Annotated in this window: 23 protein-coding genes and 1 riboswitch; of the genes, 6 read left to right on the top strand and 17 right to left on the bottom strand. The window is 56.2% G+C overall.

The genetic code is table 11. The features are described from left to right. The first annotated feature begins 9 nt into the window (after positions 1-9). The gene (locus ACHHZ6_RS13840) at positions 10-1,116 is read left to right on the top strand and encodes an ABC transporter permease (RefSeq protein WP_395122407.1); all 1,107 of its coding nucleotides are present in this window, start codon (positions 10-12) and stop codon (positions 1,114-1,116) included. On the opposite strand, the gene ACHHZ6_RS13835 is transcribed toward ACHHZ6_RS13840, so the two are convergent. Next, the gene (locus ACHHZ6_RS13835; protein WP_182274205.1) at positions 1,078-1,488 is read right to left on the bottom strand and encodes a YbhQ family protein; all 411 of its coding nucleotides are present in this window, start codon (positions 1,486-1,488) and stop codon (positions 1,078-1,080) included. The two genes, ACHHZ6_RS13840 and ACHHZ6_RS13835, sit on opposite strands and share 39 nt — an antisense overlap. Before the next feature lie 241 nt (positions 1,489-1,729). Between ACHHZ6_RS13835 and clsB the strand changes: the two genes are divergently transcribed. Further along, positions 1,730-2,968, top strand: a complete 1,239-nt coding sequence (gene clsB, locus ACHHZ6_RS13830) for a cardiolipin synthase ClsB (RefSeq protein WP_182919644.1) — start codon at positions 1,730-1,732, stop codon at positions 2,966-2,968. Positions 2,969-3,068: 100 nt separating this feature from the next. On the opposite strand, the gene ACHHZ6_RS13825 is transcribed toward clsB, so the two are convergent. The 6 genes from ACHHZ6_RS13825 to moaA form a co-directional block, all read right to left on the bottom strand. Beyond that, positions 3,069-3,776: a Bax inhibitor-1/YccA family protein gene (locus ACHHZ6_RS13825; RefSeq protein ID WP_182274203.1), complete on the bottom strand. Its 708-nt coding sequence runs from the start codon at positions 3,774-3,776 to the stop codon at positions 3,069-3,071. Between the two features lie 58 nt (positions 3,777-3,834). Beyond that, on the bottom strand, positions 3,835-4,287 hold the full coding sequence (gene moaE / locus ACHHZ6_RS13820) for a molybdopterin synthase catalytic subunit MoaE (RefSeq protein ID WP_182274202.1): 453 nt from the start codon (positions 4,285-4,287) through the stop codon (positions 3,835-3,837). 1 nt (position 4,288) lies between these two features. Further along, positions 4,289-4,534 carry a molybdopterin synthase sulfur carrier subunit gene (gene moaD / locus ACHHZ6_RS13815; protein ID WP_182274201.1) on the bottom strand — a complete coding sequence of 82 codons (246 nt, stop codon included), beginning with the start codon at positions 4,532-4,534 and terminating at the stop codon, positions 4,289-4,291. Continuing rightward, positions 4,527-5,012, bottom strand: coding sequence for a cyclic pyranopterin monophosphate synthase MoaC (gene moaC / locus ACHHZ6_RS13810; protein ID WP_182919641.1), 486 nt, complete (start codon positions 5,010-5,012; stop codon positions 4,527-4,529). The genes moaD and moaC overlap by 8 nt, the downstream gene beginning before the upstream one ends. A gap of 3 nt (positions 5,013-5,015) precedes the next feature. Continuing rightward, positions 5,016-5,528 (bottom strand): molybdenum cofactor biosynthesis protein B, encoded by a 513-nt coding sequence (moaB, locus tag ACHHZ6_RS13805; protein WP_182274199.1) that lies wholly within the window; start codon positions 5,526-5,528, stop codon positions 5,016-5,018. Positions 5,529-5,552: 24 nt separating this feature from the next. Continuing rightward, positions 5,553-6,542 carry a GTP 3',8-cyclase MoaA gene (gene moaA, locus ACHHZ6_RS13800; protein ID WP_182919639.1) on the bottom strand — a complete coding sequence of 330 codons (990 nt, stop codon included), beginning with the start codon at positions 6,540-6,542 and terminating at the stop codon, positions 5,553-5,555. Further along, a riboswitch (molybdenum cofactor riboswitch) is annotated at positions 6,530-6,664 on the bottom strand. (Overlaps the previous gene by 13 nt.) Positions 6,665-6,890: 226 nt before the next feature. Here moaA and yvcK point away from each other — a divergent pair. Next, complete coding sequence (gene yvcK / locus ACHHZ6_RS13795) at positions 6,891-7,799, top strand: uridine diphosphate-N-acetylglucosamine-binding protein YvcK (RefSeq protein WP_182919638.1); 909 nt, start codon at positions 6,891-6,893, stop codon at positions 7,797-7,799. A 92-nt stretch (positions 7,800-7,891) separates the two neighbouring features. On the opposite strand, the gene uvrB is transcribed toward yvcK, so the two are convergent. Further along, positions 7,892-9,907 carry an excinuclease ABC subunit UvrB gene (uvrB, locus tag ACHHZ6_RS13790; RefSeq protein WP_182919637.1) on the bottom strand — a complete coding sequence of 672 codons (2,016 nt, stop codon included), beginning with the start codon at positions 9,905-9,907 and terminating at the stop codon, positions 7,892-7,894. Positions 9,908-10,658: 751 nt separating this feature from the next. Between uvrB and ACHHZ6_RS13785 the strand changes: the two genes are divergently transcribed. Then, positions 10,659-11,381: an ABC transporter ATP-binding protein gene (locus tag ACHHZ6_RS13785; protein WP_182274195.1), complete on the top strand. Its 723-nt coding sequence runs from the start codon at positions 10,659-10,661 to the stop codon at positions 11,379-11,381. Here ACHHZ6_RS13785 and bioD read toward each other — a convergent pair. Genes bioD through bioB form a run of 4 tightly spaced genes read right to left on the bottom strand, consistent with a single transcriptional unit; the run spans position 11,344 to position 14,971 of the window. Then, positions 11,344-12,045 carry a dethiobiotin synthase gene (gene bioD, locus ACHHZ6_RS13780; RefSeq protein ID WP_182274194.1) on the bottom strand — a complete coding sequence of 234 codons (702 nt, stop codon included), beginning with the start codon at positions 12,043-12,045 and terminating at the stop codon, positions 11,344-11,346. The two genes, ACHHZ6_RS13785 and bioD, sit on opposite strands and share 38 nt — an antisense overlap. Further along, the gene (gene bioC / locus ACHHZ6_RS13775; RefSeq protein ID WP_196391018.1) at positions 12,038-12,793 is read right to left on the bottom strand and encodes a malonyl-ACP O-methyltransferase BioC; all 756 of its coding nucleotides are present in this window, start codon (positions 12,791-12,793) and stop codon (positions 12,038-12,040) included. Before bioC ends, bioD begins: the two co-directional genes overlap by 8 nt. Continuing rightward, the gene (gene bioF, locus ACHHZ6_RS13770; RefSeq protein ID WP_395122402.1) at positions 12,777-13,934 is read right to left on the bottom strand and encodes an 8-amino-7-oxononanoate synthase; all 1,158 of its coding nucleotides are present in this window, start codon (positions 13,932-13,934) and stop codon (positions 12,777-12,779) included. The genes bioC and bioF overlap by 17 nt, the downstream gene beginning before the upstream one ends. After that, the gene (gene bioB, locus ACHHZ6_RS13765) at positions 13,931-14,971 is read right to left on the bottom strand and encodes a biotin synthase BioB (protein ID WP_182919634.1); all 1,041 of its coding nucleotides are present in this window, start codon (positions 14,969-14,971) and stop codon (positions 13,931-13,933) included. Before bioB ends, bioF begins: the two co-directional genes overlap by 4 nt. 86 nt (positions 14,972-15,057) lie before the next feature. Between bioB and bioA the strand changes: the two genes are divergently transcribed. After that, entirely contained in the window at positions 15,058-16,347 is a 1,290-nt protein-coding gene (bioA, locus tag ACHHZ6_RS13760) for an adenosylmethionine--8-amino-7-oxononanoate transaminase (RefSeq protein ID WP_395122400.1), read from the top strand. Between the two features lie 73 nt (positions 16,348-16,420). Further along, on the top strand, positions 16,421-16,897 hold the full coding sequence (locus tag ACHHZ6_RS13755; protein ID WP_182919632.1) for a kinase inhibitor: 477 nt from the start codon (positions 16,421-16,423) through the stop codon (positions 16,895-16,897). A gap of 303 nt (positions 16,898-17,200) precedes the next feature. Here the strand turns inward: ACHHZ6_RS13755 and hutH are convergent, their stop codons facing one another. The 5 genes from hutH to hutI form a co-directional block, all read right to left on the bottom strand. After that, the gene (gene hutH, locus ACHHZ6_RS13750; protein WP_182274188.1) at positions 17,201-18,721 is read right to left on the bottom strand and encodes a histidine ammonia-lyase; all 1,521 of its coding nucleotides are present in this window, start codon (positions 18,719-18,721) and stop codon (positions 17,201-17,203) included. Then, complete coding sequence (gene hutU, locus ACHHZ6_RS13745; RefSeq protein WP_182274187.1) at positions 18,721-20,406, bottom strand: urocanate hydratase; 1,686 nt, start codon at positions 20,404-20,406, stop codon at positions 18,721-18,723. The genes hutH and hutU overlap by 1 nt, the downstream gene beginning before the upstream one ends. Before the next feature lie 127 nt (positions 20,407-20,533). Further along, positions 20,534-21,262: a histidine utilization repressor gene (locus ACHHZ6_RS13740; RefSeq protein ID WP_182274646.1), complete on the bottom strand. Its 729-nt coding sequence runs from the start codon at positions 21,260-21,262 to the stop codon at positions 20,534-20,536. Between the two features lie 19 nt (positions 21,263-21,281). Beyond that, complete coding sequence (gene hutG / locus ACHHZ6_RS13735; RefSeq protein ID WP_395122397.1) at positions 21,282-22,220, bottom strand: formimidoylglutamase; 939 nt, start codon at positions 22,218-22,220, stop codon at positions 21,282-21,284. Beyond that, positions 22,217-23,440: an imidazolonepropionase gene (hutI, locus tag ACHHZ6_RS13730; protein WP_395122395.1), complete on the bottom strand. Its 1,224-nt coding sequence runs from the start codon at positions 23,438-23,440 to the stop codon at positions 22,217-22,219. Before hutI ends, hutG begins: the two co-directional genes overlap by 4 nt. Positions 23,441-23,600: the final 160 nt, after the last annotated feature.

Raw genomic sequence — 23,600 nt, 5'->3', positions numbered from 1 at the left:
GGAGCGAATATGTTTCACCGTTTATGGACATTGATCCGCAAAGAGCTACAGTCGCTGCTGCGCGAGCCGCAGACCCGTGTCATTCTGGTTTTGCCGGTGTTGATACAGGTTTTTCTGTTCCCGTTCGCCGCGACGCTTGAGGTGACGAACGCTACCATTGCCATCTACAACGAAGACAGTGGCAAACATTCTGTCGAACTGACCCAGCGTTTTGCCCGGGCGAAGGCTTTTACCCACATCCTGTTGCTGAAAAGCCCGCAGGCGATCCAGCCCACCATTGACACGCAAAAAGCGTTGCTGCTGGTCCGGTTCCCGGCAGATTTCTCCCGCAACCTGGACACCTTCCAGAGCGCACCGATGCAACTCATCCTCGACGGGCGTAACTCTAACAGTGCCCAGATAGCGGCTAATTACCTGCAACAGATAGTGAAAAATTACCAGCAGGAGCTGATGGAAGGTAAAACCAAACCCAATAACAGCGAGCTGGTAGTGCGCAACTGGTACAACCCAAATCTGGATTACAAGTGGTTTGTGGTGCCGTCGCTGATCGCCATGATCACCACCATTGGGGTGATGATTGTCACGTCACTTTCCGTCGCCCGCGAGCGCGAGCAAGGTACGCTTGACCAGCTTCTGGTTTCCCCTCTGGCAACCTGGCAGATTTTCGTCGGCAAAGCGGTTCCGGCGCTGATTGTCGCCACCTTCCAGGCCACTATCGTGCTGGGAGTTGGGATCTGGGCATACCAAATTCCGTTTGCCGGATCGCTGGCGCTGTTCTACTGCACGATGGTGATTTACGGGCTGTCGCTGGTTGGTTTTGGTTTGCTGATCTCGGCGCTTTGCTCGACACAGCAGCAGGCATTTATTGGCGTGTTCGTCTTTATGATGCCGGCGATTTTGCTCTCAGGTTATGTCTCTCCGGTTGAGAACATGCCGGTGTGGTTACAGGATCTGACGTGGATAAACCCGATTCGTCACTTTACGGACATCACCAAGCAAATCTATCTGAAGGATGCGAGTCTGGACATTATCTGGGGAAGCTTGTGGCCGCTACTGGTCATAGCGGCCACGACGGGGTCAGTGGCGTACGCGATGTTTAGACGAAACATTGCGTAGCTTTTTCTCTTTGGTGAGTAAAGAGACAACCGCAGGCCCTGCAAGAATGGCCAGACCGGCCAGGGCCAGCAACAGGTTGTTTTGCAGCACGCGTGACAGTAGCCACAGAACGATCATCGCCGCACCAAAATACCAGGTGGTGGTGAGCTCTTCGAGCACATCACCCACTTCGCGCCAGCGTGCTTCATGGTGACGCTGTAAGAACAGCATCGACAGCACGGTTACGCCGTAAAGCACACATAATCCCAGGCCAACACGCACCAGCGTGCCGCTCATCCAGCCCATCACCAGTACGGCCACGACCAGTAAATGCAACATTATCTGCCAGCAACTCAGGCCAGTTGCGACACGAACGCGTTGTTGCCACTTCATGGCTTCTCTCCTGAAGAATATTTCTCTGCTTATTCAGACTACCGCACTTTACGGAAAATTCCGTAACACCGCATCTTTTTGTGACGCCGACTACACTTTATTTTCATCAGGATAGTCATCCTGGAAGGCGTTTATGGCCCATAAAATACCGCTTTCTCGCGTAACGTGCTGACAATAAACATTCATGATAGCTTCATCGTATTTAACTGCTGCTTCATTTTATCAGCGTGGAGATCCACCTATGAGATGCGTCTGGCGGGAAGGTAACCGCATTACGCTGCTGGAAAATGGTGATAACTACTATCCGGCGGTTTTTGATGCCATCAGCCGCGCGCGGGAGAAGGTGATCCTCGAGACCTTTATCTGGTTCGAAGACGACGTGGGGAGACGGTTGCATGCCGTGCTGTTGCGCGCTGCACTGCGTGGTATCAAAATCGACGTATTACTTGATGACTATGGTTCACCGGATCTTAGCGATGATTTCGTCAACGCGCTCACCTCGGCGGGCGTGGTGTTCCGCTACTACGATCCTGGATCTCGCCTGTTTGGTATGCGCACTAACCTCTTTCGCCGGATGCACCGCAAAATTGTGGTTGTGGATGAAGCGATGGCGTTCGTCGGCGGCATTAACTATTCCGCTGAACATATGTCCGACTATGGAGCAGAGGCCAAACAGGATTACGCCATTCAAATTGAAGGCCCCGTGGTTCAGGACATCTTACTGTTCGAACTGGAAAACCTGTCGGGTAAAGAGGTCTCCCACCACTGGTGGGTACGCCGTCATCGCCCCGAAGAGAACCGGCATCCCGGAGAAGCGCAGGCGCTGTTTGTCTGGCGGGATAACGCTGAGCACCGGAACGATATCGAACATCACTACCTGAAAATGCTGGCGAAGGCGAAGCATGAAGTCATCATTGCCAATGCCTATTTCTTCCCCGGCTATCGCCTGCTTCACGCCATGCGTAACGCCGCCCGACGCGGCGTACGCGTAAAACTGATTGTGCAGGGTGAGCCGGATATACCGATTGTGAAGGTCGGTGCGCGCCTGCTCTACAACTATCTGGTGAAAGGCGGCGTACAAATCTATGAATATCGCCGCCGACCGCTGCACGGCAAGGTCGCGCTGATGGACGATCACTGGGCAACCGTCGGCTCCAGTAATCTTGATCCGCTGAGTTTATCCCTTAATCTGGAAGCCAACCTGATCATTCACGATCGCCAGTTTAATCAGACCCTGCGCGATAACCTGCAGGGTCTGCTCGACAATGACTGCGTGCGTGTGGATGACTCGATGGTACCGAAACGCACCTGGTGGAATCTCGGAAAAAGCGTGCTGGCGTTCCACTTCCTGCGTCATTTCCCGGCGATGGTGGGCTGGCTGCCCGCTCATACACCAACGCTGGCACGTGTGGCTCCCCCTGTGCAGCCCAAAATGGAAACTCAGGATCGCGTAGAGGTGGAAGACGGAGAGAAAACCTGATGTTGACGGTTATTTGATACTGAAGAGCCGGAAGAAGAATGAGAAGGCGTTACAACGGGATTTAAGTCGGGTGGCGAAGCCGCCACCCGGCAAAACAACCTTAGCGACGGTTGCCCAGAATACGCAGCAGCATCAGGAACAGGTTGATGAAGTCCAGATACAGCGTCAGCGCACCCAGAATGGAGTATTTGCGCAGGTTTGAGCTGTCGCGCACGTCAATCTGCTCGCCAATGTTCTTCAGCTTCTGCGTGTCGTATGCCGTCAGCCCGACGAAGACCAGCACCCCAATGTAGGTCACGGCCCACATCAGCGCTTCGCTCTTCAGCCACAGGTTAACCAGCGACGCCAGCACAATCCCAATCAGCCCCATCAGCAGCATACTGCCAAAACCGCTCAGGTCACGTTTGGTGGTGTAACCCCACAGGCTCATCGCGCCAAACATCCCACCGGTCACCACAAACGTACTGGCGATGGACGAGTAGGTATAGACGATAAAAATGCTGGAGAGCGTTAGCCCCGTCAGTGCCGAATAGAGCATAAACAGCGTGGTTGCCATTCCGGCGCTGAGCTTCTGCACCATTCCCGACAGGACAAACACCAGCGCCAGCTGTGCAATAATCAGCCCAAAGAAGGTGATTTTGCTGGAGAAGATAAACATCATCAGTTCAGGCGTATTGGCCGCATACCACGCGATAAACGCCGTCAGCAGTAAGCCGACCGTCATCCAGCCATACACCTGAGCCATATACGTCTGCAGTCCGCTACGGGTCTGCTGTACTATCGAATCGGAACGCGGAAATCGGTCCATGATTCACTCCTGATTAAGTAGACACACACGTTAAGACTAACACATTTGCGTAAACCAACTACCAACGGCCGGCCGCTTGTTTGTCGCTGTCACGCGACTCAACCCAGCGGTCCCCCTCTGGTGTTGCTTCACGCTTCCAGAATGGTGCTTTGGTCTTGAGGTAATCCATAATGAATTCCCCTGCTGCGAACGCGCTGCTGCGATGGGCGCTGGTGACCCCAACAAAAACAATCTCTTCACCCGGCCACATCTCACCAATACGGTGGATAACCGTCACCCGTCCGAGCGGCCAGCGGCTGCGCGCCTGCCCGACAATCTCCGCAAGCGATTTTTCCGTCATGCCCGGATAGTGCTCAAGCGTCAGTGCCTTCACGCTGTCGCCGAGGTTGTGGTTACGCACTTTGCCGGTGAAGGTGACAACCGCACCATCTTCATCACGTTCGGCCAGCCAGCTGTATTCTGTTCCGACATTAAAACGCGCGTGGCCGACCAGAATTCGGGTTTCCGCCATTTCAGCCTCCTGTGACCGGCGGGAAGAAAGCGACTTCATCCCCTGCCGTGAGCGGATGGGTAAACTCGACCAGCGTCTGATTCACCGCGGCCAGCAACTTACCTTCATCCAGCGCCAGCGCCCAGCGGTCGCTTTGCGCGGCCAGATGCGTGCGAAGTGCGGCAACATCTTCAAAGGGAGCATCGAGCGTCAGGCTGTCGGTATTGACCAGCTCGCGTACCTGCGCAAAAAAGAGAACCTTAATCATGGCTGTCCACCTTAAAATCACCGGATTTGCCGCCACTTTTCGCCAGCAGGCGAAGCGGGCCAATCACCATGTCTTTCTGCACGGCCTTGCACATATCGTAGATGGTCAGCGCAGCAACCGACGCCGCAGTCAGGGCTTCCATCTCAACACCGGTTTTACCGGTTAAACGACACAGCGACTCAATGCGCACCCGGTTATGCTCTGGCTGCGCCTGAAGATTCACCTCCACCTTGCTCAGCATCAGCGGATGACATAACGGGATTAAGTCCCAGGTCCGTTTCGCCGCCTGGATCCCGGCAATGCGGGCGGTGGCAAAGACATCGCCCTTGTGGTGGCTGCCGTCGATAATCATCGCCAGCGTCTCTGGCAGCATGGTGACAAACGCTTCGGCGCGTGCCTCACGTACCGTTTCCGCTTTGGCGGAGACATCCACCATATGGGCTTCACCCGCGGCATTAATGTGGGTCAGTTGCGACATAACTTATTTCTTTAAATGAGGGTGGAAATTACACGGGCGGGTGCGGGCATCCAGCTGCGGCGCGATAATGTTATCCCACGCGGTGCGACAGGCTTTGGTGGAGCCAGGCATAGCGAAAATCAACGTGTTGTTTGCCACACCGGCCACCGCACGGGACTGCAACGTGGAGGTGCCAATCTCTTCAAACGAGAGCATACGGAACACTTCACCAAAGCCTTCCACTTCACGGTCGAACAGCGGGATCAGCGCCTCAGGAGCCTGATCGCCCGCGGTAAACCCGGTACCGCCGGTAATCAACACCACCTGCACCTCATCACCCGCAATCCACTGAGAAACCTGGGCGCGAATAGCATAACGGTTCTCTTTCACAATCGCTTTATCGACGATTTTATGCCCTGCTTCCTGTGCCGCCTCGCGTAGCCAGTGACCGGAGGTATCATCCTCTTCGCCACGGCGGTCGGAAACGGTCAGAATGGCAATACGTGTCGGGATAAATTCTGCGCTTACCTGACTCATCTTATGATTCCTTCTTAAGCCTGATTACCCGCCAATGTATGACAGGTTCTGAGTAATTCCGGTGTTGCCCTGATGCAGGAAGTGAGTTTGCTTTTTATGCGTCAGCGCTTCGGAAATGCGCGCTTCAAGCGCGTCCTGTTGAGCATCATCTTCCAGCAGATCGCGCAGATCGACGCCGCCATCGCCAAACAAGCAAAGATGCAGCTTGCCGACAGAGGAGACGCGCAGGCGGTTACAGCTGGCGCAGAAGTCTTTTTCATACGGCATGATAAGCCCGATTTCCCCTTCGTAATCAGGGTGACAAAAGACCTGCGCCGGGCCGTCGCTACGCTGGCGGATCTGGTGGATCCAGCCGCGCTTCAGCAACTCGTCGCGCAGCACCATGCCGGAAATGTGATGACGACGGAACAGCTCACTGCCCTCGCCGGTTTCCATCAGCTCAATAAAACGCAATTGAATGCGACGTGGTTTGATCCACGCCAGAAAGGTGTCCAGTTGATGATGATTAACATCGCGCATCAGCACCGTATTGACTTTGACCTTGTCAAAACCGGCAGCAAACGCTGCGTCAATACCGTCCATCACCTGCCGGAACTTGTCCTGGCCGGTAATGGCGTGGAACTGGCGGGCATCGAGGCTGTCCACGCTAACGTTAATCGCCGTCAGGCCAGCATCGCGCCAGTTCGCCACATCACGGGCCATGCGATAGCCATTGGTGGTCACCGCAATTTGACGGATACGCTCGTTTTCACGCACCGCCGCGATAATGTCAGGGAAGTCACGACGCAGAGAGGGTTCACCACCGGTCAGGCGGATCTTTTCCGTGCCGAGTTCAGAGAACGCCCGCGTGACGCGGCGCACTTCATCCACGGAGAGAAAGCCGTTATTGGTGACGCTGCCCGGTTTGTAGCCATCAGGCAGACAGTAGGTGCAACGGAAGTTGCACACATCGGTAATCGACAGACGTAAGTAGAAAAACTTACGCGCGAAAGCATCAGTAAGTTGTGAAGCCATGTACACCTTTCCAGATACGGGAGGCACAGTCATTTCTTTCTGTACCCTGGTGGCAAATCCGCCACGGCCAGAGCGCCATATCTTTCGACACAGGCACAAAGGCTAGAGTGTATGTTTTCAAATTTGAAAACGTGGTTAAGGCGATAGTAGCGCGGAAATCACCACTTCGCCATTATCGCCTTTCGCTATATAATTACCTTTATAGCGGTGTAATCGTGCATTTTCGCTACAGAATACGCAAAAACAGCACTTTCGCATTGATATACGTCATTTTGCGTCGGGTGAAGCATCGTCTTTTAGGGGTAGTTAGGGTACTGTTACGCTGTTCGAACGTAATAAGGAATGTGTATGCGCAATCGCACTTTTGCGGATCTTGACCGTGTGGTCGCTCTCGGTGGAGGCCACGGTCTGGGACGGGTAATGTCCTCTTTGTCTTCACTGGGCTCAAGGTTAACAGGGATAGTCACTACGACCGATAACGGAGGATCTACAGGACGGATCCGTCGTGCCGAAGGTGGGATCGCCTGGGGTGATATGCGCAATTGTCTTAACCAGTTAATCACCGAACCGAGCGTCGCCTCGGCAATGTTTGAGTACCGTTTTGGTGGTAATGGTGAACTTTCCGGGCATAACCTCGGAAATCTGATGTTAAAGGCGCTGGATCACCTGAGCGTACGCCCGCTTGAGGCCATCAATTTAATACGAAATCTGCTTAAAGTAGATGCATTCCTGATCCCGATGTCTGAACAACCGGTCGATTTGATGGCAATCGACGTGGAAGGCCATGAAGTTTATGGTGAAGTAAATATCGACCAGCTCTGCCTGCCGCCGAAAGAGCTTATGACATATCCGGCCGTGCCCGCGACGCGCGAAGCCGTTGATGCTATCGGCGAAGCGGATTTGATCCTGATTGGGCCGGGCAGTTTTTATACCAGCCTGATGCCCATTCTGCTGGTCAAAGAGCTGGCCCAGGCGCTGCGCAGAACCCCTGCACCAGTGGTCTATATCGGTAATTTAGGGCGTGAACTGAGCCCGGCGGCGGCAGGCCTGACGCTTGCGGATAAGCTCGGCATCATGGAGCAGTACGTCGGGAAAAAAATCATCGATGCGGTGGTGGTCGGGCCGAAAGCGGATGTGTCAGGAATTAGTGCCCGCGTGGTGGTGCAGGAGCCGCTGGAAGCCAGTGATATTCAGTATCGCCACGATCGCCATCTGCTGCGCGAAGCGCTGGAAAAGGCGATTCAGGCGCTGGGCTGACAAAAAACCCCGGTGGCGCTGCGCTTACCGGGGCTACAAAAGACGCTAATCCCGTAGGCCCGGTAAGCGCAGCGCCACCGGGCAAAAACGGCTCAGGACGCAGCAATAAACAGATCCCGCAACTGATGCAGCTGGTCACGGATTTGCGCAGCCTCTTCGAACTCCAGGTTCTGCGCGTGCTGCATCATCTGCCCTTCCAGTTCGTGAATTTTCTGCTGCAGCGCTTTCGGCGTTAGCTCAACGGTATCTGGCTCAACCACAGAACGCGCTTTACCGCGCCCTTTCGCTTTGGTCTTCGCAATGTTCTGACCCAGTGCCAGAATATCCACCACCTTCTTGTTCAGCCCCTGCGGGATGATCCCGTGCTCTTCGTTATAGCGCTGCTGTTTCTCGCGACGACGTTCCGTTTCGCCAATCGCTTTCGCCATCGACGGCGTAATTTTGTCACCGTACAGAATCGCCTTACCGTTGATGTTACGTGCGGCACGGCCAATGGTCTGGATCAACGAACGTTCAGAACGCAGGAAGCCCTCTTTGTCGGCATCCAGAATCGCCACCAGCGACACTTCCGGCATGTCCAGGCCTTCTCGCAGAAGGTTAATCCCCACCAGTACGTCAAACTCGCCCAGACGCAGGTCGCGGATAATTTCCATACGCTCTACGGTATCGATATCCGAGTGCAGATAACGCACCCGCTCCCCATGTTCTTCAAGATATTCGGTCAGATCTTCCGCCATACGTTTGGTCAGCGTCGTGACCAGCACGCGCTCGTTGATGGCAGAACGGATACGGATTTCAGACAGCAGGTCGTCAACCTGCGTGGCAACCGGACGCACCTCAATCACAGGGTCAAGTAAACCTGTCGGACGCACTACCTGGTCAACCACCTCATCACCGGATTTCTCCAGCTCGTAACTGCCCGGCGTTGCCGAAACGTAGATGCTTTGCGGGGCAAGTGCCTCAAACTCTTCAAACTTCAGCGGACGGTTATCCAGCGCCGACGGTAGACGGAAACCGTACTCCACCAGCGTCTCTTTACGGGCGCGGTCACCGCGATACATCCCGCCGATCTGCGGGATCGTCACGTGAGATTCATCAATCACCAGCAAACCATCTGCCGGAAGGTAGTCAAACAACGTGGGTGGTGGCTCGCCCGGCCCGCGTCCTGAGAGGAAGCGCGAGTAGTTCTCGATACCGGAGCAGTAACCCAGCTCGTTCATCATTTCCAGATCAAACTGGGTTCGCTGGCTTAAGCGCTGTTCTTCCAGCAGCTTATTGTTCGCCAGAAGCACCTTACGGCGATCGGCCAGTTCGTCTTTGATCTCTTCCATCGCCTGCACAATACGCTCGCGTGGCGTGACGTAGTGTGTTTTTGGGTAGATGGTAAAGCGCTGAATAACCGACTCAACATGTCCGGTCAGCGGGTCGAACAGCGACAGGCGCTCAACCTCTTCATCAAACAACTCAACGCGCAGCGCAATATCGTCCGATTCTGCCGGGAAGATATCGATAACCTCACCGCGCACGCGGAACGTACCGCGCTGGAACGCCTGGTCATTACGGGCGTACTGCAGCTCCGCCAGACGGCGCACAATCGCGCGCTGATCGATGATCATCCCCTGAGTCAGGTGCAGCATCATCTTCAGGTAAAGATCCGGATCGCCCAGACCGTAGATAGCAGAAACTGAAGCCACCACGATCACGTCACGGCGCTCCAGAAGCGCTTTTGTCGCCGACAGACGCATCTGCTCAATGTGTTCGTTCACCGAAGCATCTTTTTCGATAAAAGTGTCAGAGCTCGGGACATAGGCTTCAGGCTGGTAGTAATCATAGTAGGAGACGAAATACTCCACCGCGTTATCCGGGAAAAACTCTTTCATCTCTCCGTACAGCTGTGCCGCCAGGGTTTTGTTCGGGGCAAGCACCATTGTGGGGCGTTGCAGGTCGGCAATCACGTTAGCGATGGTAAAGGTCTTACCCGAACCGGTCACCCCCAACAGCGTCTGGTGTGCCAGCCCATCTTCCAGCCCCTCCTCCAGACGACGGATCGCCTCAGGCTGATCGCCTGAAGGACGGAAAGCAGAATTCAATTTGAACGGTTTACTCATGGGCGACAACCTGATGACGTAAAAAGCGGCAGGTGAGTAATTTTACTCGTTGTTGCCAGGAATGCCAGTAAAAAACACTGGATGAAAAACCAGTGGCGTGTCAGGATATTTAGAGTAGCGTGCAGATGATTAGCGCGTTACCGGTCAAAATTTAGACCGCGACAAAATAAAACACCAGCGAACCAGGGTTATCCCCAGAACTTTTTCTTTTTTAACATTTGTCAAGCCATGTAATGAAAGTTTTAGAGCAATGGATGACCGTTTGATTGCAGCAATTGCTTTTATCTAACAGATTGATTAATAAACGATATTTCATAAAGCCGTGTTTCGCATCAATTTGGGCGTAACCCGCGTATTCTCTCGCTTATCGCGTGTTTTCTAACTCTAATACACATGGTTATCCACAGGAATGGTGGATAACTGCTTCCAGCCCGTACAGACCGCCACTCAGCAAATTCCCGGTTTTTCCCACCGGGCGGTGACAAAAAATTTTTATCACTCTTTTTTGATGATAATCAGTTGAGTTATTCATAACGCCCTGGTGAGATCTTACTCACAATTCCGCATTTTCGATCGCTGCACCACGACCCAACACCTCTGGCACTGTCGCTGTGCAATTCGGTAATCCACCGCCCGTCTGACGGTGACTTATTCCTAAAAAAGCCTCTTTTTTAATCAACTTAATGGTTCTGGCAGGCGTTTTGCACATTCCAGAAAGAGCCTTACCCGTACCCTTTTTAAGGAGAGAAAAATGTTGAGTCTGCGCGCAGTCAATCAGTTCTACGGAAGCCAACATACGCTATGGAATGTCGATTTAGATTTACCGCAAGGTTTATGCACGGGTGTCGTTGGCCTTCCGGGCATGGGCAAAACAACCCTGATCAATTGCATCACAGGAAATTTGCCCGTGGAGAGTGGCACCATCATCTGGCATGAAGCCGGTGCCCCACCGCAAGATTTACTCAGCCAGGCCCCCGAACAGCGTGCAGTGTCAGGGATTGGCTACGTTCCTCAGGACAGACGGATCTTTTCTCAGTTAACCATTGAGGAGAATCTGCACATCGCCATGCGGGCAACGGGAATTGCTGATCCTGCAGCAAAACGTGATGTTTATGACCTGTTTCCGCAGCTTTACTCGCTGCGACAAACCCACGCCAGGGGGCTTTCCCCTGACGACCAGTATCAACTTGCCCTCGCCAACGCGCTCGTGAACCGTCCACGCATACTGATCCTTGATGAACCGATGCATGGCGCAGGACACAGCTTCGCCCAGAAGCTGGGGCAACTGCTGGCGCGTCTTAACCGGGAATTAGGGATGACGGTGCTATTAGCCGAACAACAGCTGTCGTTTATCCGCCGGGTTGCAGATCGTTTTTGTATGCTGTATCGCGGGCGTAACGTGGCACAGGGCCACGTTAACGAGCTGGATGATGAGCTTATCGCTCACTGGATGTCACTGGAGGCAAGACGCTGAGATCGAGATAGTGTCCGGTTTCGGCACACTCTGCGTCGTCGGCAAGCCACGGGATCTCCCCGAGGAACGGCGCAGGAAGTGCCCGTTTGAGCGTTGCCAGATACTCATGATGGCGTTTTCCCGGGGCAACCACGTCGTTGGCTATCCAGCCCGCCAGACGCAGACCAGACTGTTGAATGGCGTGAGCGGTCAACATGGCGTGGTTGATACAGCCCAGCTTCACACCGACCACCAGGATCACCGGAAGCTGTTCTGCCTGCACCCAATCCGCAAACGTCTGATCGTCTGAAAGCGGCGTAAACCAGCCGCCCGCCCCTTCCACCAGCACCCAGTCAGCCTGGCTTTCCAGCGCCCGCAGCCCGGCAGACAGCACGGAAAAATCAATCGGACGGCCTTCGTCTGCACTGATGATGTGCGGTGAGGTCGGCTCAGCAAAGGTGTACGGATTTACCGCCGGATAGGCGAGCACCAGGCTGCTGTTACGCTGTAGCGTCAGCGCGTCGCTATTGCGCAAGCCTTCCGGCGTCATCTCGCTGCCTGAGGCTACCGGCTTATACCCGGCAGTGGTTTTTCCCTGCAGACGCGCAGCCTGCAGCAGCGCAGAACTGGCAACCGTTTTCCCCACTTCCGTATCCGTTCCGGTGACAAAATAACGTTCAGTCACGTTCGATAATCCCATGAAAAAGTTGATAAGAGAGCGGGAAGTGACCCCGCTGTTGCGGCCAGGCCTGTTCCAGACGCTGCAGCTCCCCACGGGTGAGTGGTTTTCTCTCCCGCCCGGCATGCAGGTGTGTTGCGCCTATCCCCTTCAGGGAGCGCATAGCGCTGAAAGCATCGCTGAAGTTGAGCGTGATGGTTTGCACTGCGCAGCGATAGCGCCAGCCTGACAACGCCTGCGTGACCTGGTCGTGGGATAAAAACCGGTTGGCATGCGGCTGTTCATCCACTGCGCGCCAGGCCTGATTCAGCTCCGGTAATGAGCTTTCCAGCAAGGTGGTAAAGGCCACTTTGCCCCCCGGACGCGCCACGCGATAAAGCTCACCGGCTGCCCGGTTCAGGCTGCTGCACCACTGCACCGCCAGATGGCTCCAGACGAGGTCAAACTGTGCATCCGGCAGCGGGATAGCCTCGATATCGGCCACCAGATAGCAGTCTGCCGCCTGTTGCAGTCGTGCCTCGTCAAGCATCTGAGCTGACAGGTCAATCGCCGTGACGTGGCTCCCCGCCTCGCGCCAGTAGCGGCTGTGACTTCCCGGGCCACAGCCTGCGTCCAGCACCTGTGAAAACGCGTTCTCACCGAGCGTGGCAAGCAGCCCCTGTGCGCTCTGGCGCTGCAGTTCATCGTGCTGCGAATAGCTCCTGGCTGCCCGGCCAAACGCCGCTGCAATGGCCTGCTTATTGACTGGCGACATGCAGTGCCTCCAGAAGAGCATCAATATCCTGTGCTTTGTGCGCTGCCGTCAGCGTCAGGCGCAGACGGGCGGTACCCGGTGGCACGGTCGGCGGGCGAATCGCGGTGACCCACATTCCCCGTTCGCGCAGCGCCTGTGCCAGCGCTAATGCCCGGCTGTTTTCGCCGACAATAACGGGCTGAATAGCACTCAGTGAGTCCGTACTCTGGAATGGCAGCGCCCCTAATCCCTGGCGAAAACGATGAATATGTTCCGCTAACCGCTGCCGACGTTCCGCACCTTCTTCGCTGCGGATCACCGCCATCGACGCGGACAACGCCACGGCCTGCGCGGGTGGCATACTGGTGCTGTAAATCAGATGTCGTGCGAACTGCAACAAATAATCGGCCACGGGATCGCTGCACAACACGGCAGCGCCGCTCACACCAAAGCCCTTGCCGAAGGTGACCACCAGTAGCTCCGGCTTCACGTTTTGCTGGTGCGCACTTCCCCGCCCTTCATCACCCATCACGCCAATACCGTGGGCATCGTCGACCAGCAACCAGCCATTTTGCTGTTTCGCCGCGTCATGCAACGCACGCAACGGCGCACTGTCACCGTCCATGCTAAACACCCCTTCCGTCACCACCAGCTGTTGTCCGGCGCAGGGTTTGTCCAGCAGGGTTGAGAGCTGCCCGGCATCGTTATGTGCAAAACGCCGCAGCTGCGCCGGGCTTAAATTTGCCGCCTCCAGCAGGGAGGCGTGGCTTAGACGGTCGGCAACAATCCGGTCATCTTTGCCCATCAGAGCGGCGATGACCGCCTGATTGGCAGCAAAACCCGAGATAAACAACAGCGCACGCGGATAGCCCAGCCAGTCGGCAAGCTCTTCTTCCAGCGCCTGATGCGCCGTCGTATAGCCGCTGACGTGGCCAGAACCCCCGCTGCCCACGCCAAACCGTGCCGCGCCATCCTGCCAGGCGCGAACGATTGCCGGATGCTGGCTCAGACCGAGGTAATCGTTACTGGAGAAATTACAAAACTGCCGATCTTCACGGGTGAGAAAACGGCCTGCGCCGTTTTCTACTACTCTGCGTACCCGAAAAGCATCCGCCGCCCGGCGTTCTTCCAGGGCGGAATTGATACGCTGTTGCCAGGTCATACGGCTGCCGCGTTGTAGAACTGTTCAGTGTCGGCGTTGAAAATCTGCTGCTCCAGCTGCTGCTGTTGCTCGTTGTCACCCGTCAGCACCTCAGTCTGATGCGGGTTCAGCCCCAGCTTGCGGAACAGCTGTACGTCTTTGTCCTCTTCCGGATTCGGCGTGGTCAGCAGTTTGCAGCCGTAGAAGATAGAGTTAGCCCCGGCCATAAAGCACATCGCCTGCGTCTGTTCACTCATCTGCTCACGACCCGCAGAAAGGCGTACAAACGAGCCTGGCATCATGATGCGCGCCACCGCGATGGTGCGGATAAAATCAAATGCATCCACGTCGTCGTTATCCGCCAGCGGTGTGCCTTTGACCTTCACCAGCATGTTGATGGGCACACTTTCCGGCGGGGTTGGCAGGTTCGCCAGCTGCAACAACAAACCGGCACGATCTTTCACCGTTTCACCCAGTCCGACGATCCCACCGGAACAGACTTTGATGCCTGCATCGCGGACTTTATCCAGCGTATCCAGACGCTCCTGATAAGTGCGCGTGGTGATGATGTTGCCGTAAAACTCCGGCGACGTGTCGAGGTTGTGGTTGTAGTAATCCAGACCTGCTGCCGAGAGGCGCTGCGCCTGCTCTTCGTTCAGCGTACCAAGGGTCATACAGGCTTCCAGTCCCATCTCCTTCACGCCCTTCACCATCTGCTCCAGATATGGCATATCGCGTTCGTGCGGGTTTTTCCACGCTGCGCCCATACAGAAACGGGTCGAACCGGCGTTCTTTGCCTTGCGCGCAGAGTCGAGCACCTGCTCCACTTCCATCAGACGTTCGGATTCAAGACCGGTTTTATAGCGCGCACTCTGCGGGCAATATTTGCAATCTTCCGGGCATGCGCCGGTCTTGATCGACAGCAGCGTACTGACCTGAACATGGCGCGGATCGAAGTGCTGACGGTGTACCTGTTGGGCTTCAAACATCAGCTCCAGGAAAGGTTTATTGAATAATTCAGTAACTTGCGACATCGTCCAGCGTGCGTGGTGAGCCATTGGGCTTCTCCAAAGGGTTTTGTTAATTTTCGGTTCGGTTTATACTCGTAAACCTAAAACTTTTCAAAATGGTTTACAAGTCGATTATGACCCAGGACGATCTCGCCTTCGACAAGCAGCATATCTGGCACCCCTACACCTCCACGACCACCCCCTTGCCCGTCTATCCGGTGGCTTCAGCTCACGGGTGTGAACTGCATCTCGCCAGCGGCGAAGCGTTGGTTGACGGGATGTCCTCCTGGTGGGCGGCCATCCACGGGTACAACCACCCGCGTCTGAATGCCGCAATGAAAACGCAGATTGACCAGATGTCGCACGTGATGTTCGGCGGGATCACCCATCAACCTGCGGTTGACCTTTGCCGTCGCCTGGTGGCGATGACCCCCGACGCGCTGGAGTGCGTGTTCCTGGCGGATTCCGGCTCCGTGGCCGTTGAAGTGGCGATGAAAATGGCGCTGCAGTACTGGCACGCTAAAGGTGAACCTCGCCAGCGTTTCCTCACCTTCCGCAACGGCTATCACGGAGATACCTTCGGCGCGATGTCGGTCTGTGACCCGGATAACTCCATGCACAGCCTGTGGAAGGGGTATCTGCCGGAGAACCTGTTTGCCCCGGCACCACAGAGCCGGTTTGATGGCGAGTGGAATGAAGCCGATATGGTGGGCTTTGCCCGTCTGATGGCGGCACATCGCCATGAAATTGCTGCCGTTATTCTTGAGCCGGTTGTACAGGGCGCGGGTGGAATGCGGATGTATCACCCGGAGTGGCTGAAGCGTATTCGTAAGATGTGCGACCGCGAAGGTATTCTGCTGATTGCCGATGAGATCGCCACCGGATTTGGCCGCACCGGCAAGCTGTTTGCCTGCGAACATGCGGGTATCGCGCCGGATATTCTGTGCCTGGGGAAAGCCCTGACCGGCGGCACCATGACGCTCTCTGCCACGCTCACCACCCGCCACGTTGCCGACACCATCAGCAACGGCGAAGCGGGCTGCTTTATGCACGGCCCGACGTTTATGGGCAACCCGCTGGCCTGCGCGGTGGCAAGCGAAAGCCTTGCCATTCTGGAAAGCGGTGAGTGGCGCATGCAGGTCTCAGCCATTGAAATGCAGCTCAGACACGAACTGAGTGCAGCCTCTGGCGCTGAGTTCGTGGCGGACGTTCGTGTGCTGGGTGCCATCGGCGTGATTGAGACAACCCATCCGGTGAACATGGCTGCACTGCAGCGCTTCTTCGTTGAACAGGGTGTATGGGTGCGTCCTTTCGGTAAGCTTATCTACCTGATGCCGCCGTATATCATTACTGAAGCTCAGTTGAGTACGCTGACGGATGCCGTCGTTGCAGCCGTTAACATTCCCGCACATTTTTCGATTTAACCCAATGCGTTAGCTTCGGTACTCTGTTTATGCATTACACTTTTTGCATGATCGGATACCGAGGGTAAATCGTATGAACATCACCAGTCAGGATCTGCGCGACGGCGAAAAGCTGCCTGAACGCCATGTTTTCAACGGGATGGGATATCAGGGGGATAATATTTCTCCGCATCTGGCGTGGGACGATATCCCTGTGGGAACCCAAAGTTTTGTCGTGACCTGCTACGACCCGGATGCCCCAACCGGCTCCGGCTGGTGGCACTGGATTGTGGCTAACCTGCCTGCGCATACGCGTGAATTGCCGCAGGGCTCAGGCTCCGGTCGGGTTGCCCTGCCTGGCGGTGCTATCCAGACCCGTACTGATTTTGGTAAAGCGGGTTACGGTGGTGCAGCACCACCAAAAGGGGAAACCCACCGCTATATCTTCACGGTGCATGCGCTGGACGTAGACAAGATTGAGGTCGATGAAGGGGCGAGCGGCGCGATGGTAGGCTTTAACGTGCATTTCCACTCGCTGGGTAGTGCGTCGATTACGGCGATGTATTCGTAATAGTGCGGGCTGATGCCCTCACCCCGGCCCTCTCCCACAGGGAGAGGGCGAAAACCTAACCATTCCCTCTCCCTGTGGGTTGAGTGATCCCCACAAATTACAGGTTGGCACAGAATACCCCCTCTCCATTGAGGGAGAGGGCTGGGGTGAGGGGGAACATAAAGCAGTAGTGGTTATTCCGTTCACTTTATGTTGATTGCTACTCTGTAACGACGATACAGGTGAACGTGCCAGGGCGGTTCACCGCCACCGCCTGGGGAACCCTCAGCCCTGTGGGAGAGGGTTAGGGAGAGGGCAAAAACATCACAGCACGGAAGGCAACAACCCCACCAGCCGTCCTTCATCCAGAAGCTGCATCGCCTTATCAATATCCGGGGCAAAGAAGCGATCGTCATCGTAATGTGAAACCTGCTCGCGCAGCACATGACGCGCCTGCTCCAGCAGCGGACTGGATTTTAGCCCCTCACGCAAATCCATCCCCTGACAGGCTGCCAGCCACTCGACGGCCAGCACGCCACGGGTATTGGATGCCATTTCCCACAGACGACGCCCGGCAGCCGGAGCCATAGAGACATGGTCTTCCTGGTTCGCTGACGTTGGCAGGCTGTCCACGCTGTGCGGATGCGACAACGCTTTGTTCTCGCTCGCCAGCGCCGCAGCCGTCACCTGAGCAATCATAAAGCCCGAGTTGACCCCGCCGTTACGTACCAGGAACGGTGGCAACTGGGACATATGTTTATCCATCATCAGCGCGATACGACGCTCTGATAAGGCTCCCACTTCGGCAATCGCCAGCGCGATATTATCCGCCGCCATCGCCACAGGCTCCGCGTGGAAGTTACCGCCGGAAACCACCTCGTTTTCCTGCGCGAACACCAGCGGGTTATCGGACACCGCGTTGGCTTCCACCAGCAGCACCTCTGCCGCCTGGCGCAGTTGCGTCAGACACGCCCCCATCACCTGTGGCTGACAGCGCAGCGAGTATGGATCCTGCACCTTGTCACAGTTGTGGTGTGAATCTGCAATGCCACTGGTCTCGGTGAGCACATGGCGGTACATCGCGGCGGCGTCAATCTGCCCCCGCTGACCGCGCACTTCGTGAATGCGGGCATCGAACGGACGACGAGAGCCAAGCACGGCCTCCGTGGTCAGCGCACCACACACCACCGCCGAAGCAAACAGATCTTCCGCTTCAAACAGACCGCGCAGCGCAAATGCCGTCGACGCCTGAGTCCCGTTGAGCAGCGCCAGCCCCTCTTTCGCCGCCAGCGTAATTGGCGTTAACCCGGCTTTTTTCAGCGCCTCTTTCGCAGGAAGCCACTCCCCCTGCCAGCGCGCTTTGCCCTCACCCAGCAACAACAATGACATGTGCGCCAGCGGAGCCAGGTCGCCGGACGCGCCGACAGACCCTTTCGCCGGGATCCACGGATACACTTCCGCATTCACCAGCGTCATCAGCGACTGGATCACGCTCAGACGAATACCGGAGAAGCCGCGCGCCAGACTGTTGATTTTGAGCACCATCATCAGACGGACAATCTCATCATCCAGCGGCTGACCGACGCCCGCGGCGTGCGACAGCACCAGCGAACGTTGTAAATTTTCCAGATCGTGCGTGGCGATACGGGTCTGCGCCAGCAGGCCAAACCCGGTGTTGATACCGTAGGCGGTACGCCCTTCGGCAACGATAGCTTCAACGCAGGCGACGCTGTCATTAATAGCGCGATGGGCACTTTCATCAAGCGAGAGCGTGACTGGTTGACGCCAGACGTTACGCAGCTGTTTTAACGTCAGTGAACCTGGGGTGAGTGTTAATGCGTTCATTAATGCTTTCCTTGTGTGGCAGGGATCATCGGCAGGTTTAGCCCCTGCTCTTTGGCACATTCAATCGCAATCTCGTAACCCGCATCGGCGTGACGCATCACGCCCGTTGCCGGGTCGTTATGCAACACGCGGGCGATGCGCGCTGCAGCTTCATCCGTGCCGTCGCACACGATGACCATCCCCGAATGCTGGGAGAAGCCCATCCCCACGCCGCCACCGTGGTGTAATGACACCCAGGTTGCACCGCTGGCGGTATTCAGTAAGGCATTCAGTAACGGCCAGTCGGACACCGCATCGGAGCCATCACGCATGGCTTCAGTTTCACGGTTCGGGCTGGCAACGGAGCCGGAGTCCAGATGGTCACGGCCAATGACAATCGGCGCGGACACTTCACCGCTGCGCACCATTTCGTTAAAGGCCAGGCCGAGTTTTTGCCGCCACTCCAGCCCTACCCAGCAGATACGCGCCGGTAAGCCCTGGAAGTTGATGCGCTCACGGGCCATATCCAGCCAGTGGTGCAGGTGTTCGTCGTCGGCGACAATCTCCTTCACTTTGGCATCGGTTTTGTAGATGTCCTCCGGGTCACCGGACAGGGCAACCCAGCGGAACGGACCAATGCCCCGGCAGAACAGCGGACGAATATAGGCAGGAACGAATCCTGGGAAATCAAACGCATTACTGACGCCCATCTCTTTCGCCATCTGGCGGATGTTGTTGCCGTAATCAAAGGTCGGAATGCCCATCTGGCTGAAGGCCAGCATGGCGCTGACGTGCCCGGCCATTGAACGTTTAGCGGCAAGCACCGTGCCTTCCGGGTCAGTTTCGGCTTTTTGCTGATAGGCTTCCCACGTCCAGCCTTGCGGCAGATAACCGTGCAGTGGGTCATGGGCGCTGGTCTGGTCGGTGACGAGATCCGGACGCACGCCACGGGCCACCAGTTCAGGGAGAATGTCCGCCGCGTTGCCGCACAGCGCAATCGACACGGCTTTGCCTTCGGCGGTGTATTTTTGAATACGTGCCAGCGCATCGTCCAGGTTTTCAGCCTGTTCATCGACGTAGCGGGTACGCAGGCGGAAATCAATGCGGCTCTGCTGGCACTCAATGTTCAGCGAGCAAGCTCCGGCAAGGGTCGCGGCCAGCGGTTGTGCGCCGCCCATCCCGCCCAGGCCTGCGGTGAGTACCCAGCGGCCTTTCAGCGAGCCGTTATAGTGCTGACGACCGGCTTCGACGAAGGTTTCGTAGGTGCCCTGCACAATCCCCTGGCTGCCGATATAAATCCAGCTGCCCGCCGTCATCTGGCCATACATTGCCAGCCCTTTGGCATCCAGCTCGTTGAAGTGTTCCCAGGTTGCCCAGTGCGGTACCAGGTTCGAGTTGGCGATCAGCACGCGTGGCGCGTTCTTATGTGTTTTAAACACGCCAACTGGTTTACCGGACTGCACCAGCAAGGTTTCGTCGTGTTCAAGATTGGTCAGGGATTCAACAATTGCGTCATAGCATTCCCAGTTGCGAGCGGCGCGGCCAATGCCGCCGTAGACCACCAGCTCGTGAGGATTTTCCGCCACCTCAGGATCAAGGTTGTTCATCAACATGCGCAGCGGTGCTTCGGTGAGCCAGCTTTTTGCGGTAAGTGTGGTACCGCGCGGGGCGCGGATATCCTGCTGGCGGTATTTACCTGACGACATTGTGTGTTCCTCATTCGGGACAGAAGATACAAATAGATATACTTGTATAGACAAGCACACACAAGGCCGAATTTAACAAAAAAGATACAATTTTGTTATATTGCGTTAGCTATCACGCTTTTAAAACTTATGACATAAAGTGGCCCTGCAGCCGGTAACGATCCCCGGGGAAAAGCAGCTTTGCATGCGACACAATCTGCGATGATGACCAGGTTCGACGGCGGATCAGCAGGCACGGATCATGCTCCTTAATCCGCAACAGCTCGCACTCCTGCGGTGTGGCGCGCACCGCTTCCACGATGTGCTCCCCTTCCGTCAGCGGTGCAACGAGCGAAAGATACGCATGCGGCGTAGTGTGGGTATAATCCTGAACAAGGTAATCCGGCACCCGCTCAGCATTTACGCAGCGGTCTTCAATCTGCACCGGAATATCGTTCTCAAAATGCACCATCACGGAATGAAAGATGCGGGTTCCCTCCTTGACGTTCAGCTCCACGGCCTGCTCGGCGCTGGCCTGCGTCTCTTCGAGCACCAGCACTTCGCAATGGTGCTGATGGTTACGCGCAGCAATCTCATCGGCAATGCTGCGGATTTCAAACAGCGCTGACTGTCCTTTGGGTTCAGCCACAAACGTTCCGACCCCCTGCAGGCGCACCAGAAGACCTTCATCCGTCAGTTCGCGTAGCGCCCGGTTGATGGTCATCCGGCTAAAACCAAACTGCGCCACCAGCTCGGCCTCCGACGGAATGCGATCGTGAGGACGCCAGACGCCAGCAGCAATTTTTTCGCTTATCGCCTGCTTTACCTTTTCATAAAAAGGCGCAGGAGGGCTGGATTGAGGTGAGCGAGAAAACATCATGACTCCTTCAGTGTTGTTATGCCCACCAGTGAGCAATTTGCCAGGCCAGACGGGCAGCAAGCCGCGCCCCTTGTCCGTCCCGATCGTAGTGCGGGTTGAACTCTACCAGATCCGCCGCCTGTAATTTTCCACTACGACAAATACGTTCAATAACTGGCAGAAGCTCCAGCGCGGGTATCCCTAACGCCGCGGGTGCAGAGACGGCAGGCATCTCACCTGCGGGCAGGACATCCAGGTCAATGGTAAGGTAAACGCGAACGGCCTGCGCCAGCACCTTTTCCAGTGAAGGTAACGCATCGCGACGGAAATGGAGATCTTCCACCAGCGTCACGTTCAGTCGTTCCGCCTCATCCCACAGCGCCTGAGTATTCGCCGCGCGGCTTACGCCAAAGCAGGCATACTGAAACACCCGCGACTGTTCGGCGCAGTAGTGAGCCAGCTGGCGAAACGGTGTACCGGAGGTCGCGCATTCGGCCTTGCGCAGATCAAGATGCGCATCAAGGTTGATCACCACCACGCGGTCGTCCGGGAATGCATCCAGCACCCCGCGCCCATGCGCCCAGGCGGTTTCGTGCCCACCGCCCAAAACCAGCGTGCGCATTCCGGCGCGCTGGCATGACGTCACTGCATCACTTAACGCCCGCTGAGCGGCCTCCAGCGCATCGCCCTCAACGGAAATGGAGCCCATATCTGCCAGCCGTTCATGTCCCTGATGGCTGGCCATATTTGCCAGCGCCCTGCGCAGTACATCGGGAGCCTGCACCGCACCGGGTCTGCCATGATTACGCTTTACCCCTTCATCACATTCAAAACCTATCAGGGCAATACCTGATGATATGGGAGCAAACTGTTCCGGCTGGTGTATTGTCTGGAAAATGCGTTTTGCATTGCTGGCTTCGGCGCTGTCATCGCGCCCCTGCCAGATTGTCTGTGAAACGGGCCGCCAGAGCGTCATACTCCCTCCCCACGGAAAATACGTTGATACAGCGGATTGCGTCCCGGCTCGTAGACCATTTCCACCGGATGGTGCGCATCCCAGACGATAAAGTCAGCCACGTATCCGGCCTGTAATTGCCCGTGCGTCGCGCCACGCCCCAGAGCCTGCGCCGCATGTCGCGTCACGCCTGCCCAGGCTTCTTCTGGCGTCAGACCAAACTGAACACAGGCCATATTCATCGCCAGATGAATACTCGCAAACGGGCTGGTGCCCGGGTTGTAGTCGGTGGCGACGGCCATCGGTATCCCCTGTTTTCTGAGCTGTTCAACAGGTGGACGCTGACGCTCCTGAAGAAAATAGAATGCACCCGGTAACAGCACCGCAACCGTGCCATTGTGCGCCATCGCCTGAATACCTGTCTCGTCGAGATATTCAATATGATCGGCGGAAAGCCCCTTATAGCGACTGACCAGCGCGGCACCGCCCTGATTCGACAACTGCTCCACGTGTCCTTTCACCGGAATACCCAGCGCGACAGCGGCCTGGAAGAGCCGCTCAGTTTGCGCCAGCGTGAAGCCCACATTTTCGCAAAAGACATCCACCGCTTCGAACAGACCTTTTTGCCACAGGGAGGGCATGATCTCTTCGCAGACCAGCGCCAGATAAGCGTCGGGGTTCTGCCGGTATTCTGCGGGCACGGCGTGAGCGGCAAGCAGCGTTGGACTGATGTCGACCGGGTTATCCTGGGCAAGCAGGCGTGCTACCTGCAGCATCTTCTCTTCGGCTTCGGCGTTCAGCCCGTATCCCGATTTGATTTCAAGGGTTGTTACGCCTTCAGTCATCAAACGCTGAAGACGCTGCTGCGCCAGGCGCAACAAGGTTTCTGGCGTGCTGTTGCGGGTCGCCGTCACGGTAGCATTAATCCCGCCGCCCTGCGCGCTGATGGTCTGGTATGAAACACCGTTCAGGCGTTGCTCCCATTCCGCCGCGCGATCGCCGCCAAACACAAGGTGGGTATGACAGTCGATAAGACCCGGCGTCACCAGACGCCCCTGGAGATCGACGCTGTTATGATGCCCGGAAGGGATGTCTGACTCAGGCACGACGGCCAGAAGTGTCTGACCGCGAACCACCAGGGCGTGTTGTTCTTTCAGGCCATACGGCGCAGACTCACCGGGAACCATTGTTGCCAGTCGCGCATTTCGCCATATCACATCGTTGGGATGAAGCTGCTGCATGGGGCGTTTCACTTGTCATGGGTTGTATAGACATTTATTTTCATCTGCTGTCTGCTGTCAACCGACTTTGTGGAAAATGTTATTTATTTGTGATGACTTCCCTGCCTCCTGAGGGTGAAAAATGCAACTTTTACCCTTTTGATCTTCCCGTTTCGCTCAA

The sequence above is a fragment of the Enterobacter cloacae complex sp. 2024EL-00214 genome (genome assembly GCF_043945575.1).
In the GTDB taxonomy this organism is placed as follows: domain Bacteria; phylum Pseudomonadota; class Gammaproteobacteria; order Enterobacterales; family Enterobacteriaceae; genus Enterobacter; species Enterobacter cloacae_P.
This window is presented reverse-complemented; position numbering and strand designations above follow the sequence as displayed.